Below are 402 nucleotides of genomic sequence, written 5' to 3' on the forward strand. Positions count from 1 at the left end.
CCGGGTGCACTGGCGAGGATTGCGCTGGTTAACTGCAGAAGGAATGCGCTTTGACATGATGGGTTTTCTGCGCGGGCTGGATTGCGGTAAGAACGGTGAAACCACTGTAATGATAGGCAATTCAGGTAATAAAAAAGCCGGAGCTCCCTTTCCGGCACGTCTCATTGCCGTATCACTTCCTCCCGAAAAAGCATTAATCAGTAAAACCCGACTGCTCAGCGAGAATCGTCGAAAAGGACGAGTAGTTCAGGCGGAAACGCTGGAAGCAGCGGGCCATGTGCTATTGCTAACATCATTACCGGAAGATGAATATTCAGCAGAGCAAGTGGCTGATTGTTACCGTCTGCGATGGCAAATTGAACTGGCTTTTAAGCGGCTCAAAAGTTTGCTGCACCTGGATGC

Annotated in this window: 1 protein-coding gene; it reads left to right on the plus strand. The window is 50.0% G+C overall.

Annotation, left to right across the window (positions count from 1 at the left end; genetic code table 11):
* The coding region (locus tag D7V80_RS41255; protein WP_147447423.1) for a transposase at positions 1-402 on the plus strand (402 nt) is incomplete at both ends.

The sequence above is a fragment of the Corallococcus sp. CA054B genome (assembly GCF_003611625.1).
In the GTDB taxonomy this organism is placed as follows: domain Bacteria; phylum Myxococcota; class Myxococcia; order Myxococcales; family Myxococcaceae; genus Corallococcus; species Corallococcus coralloides.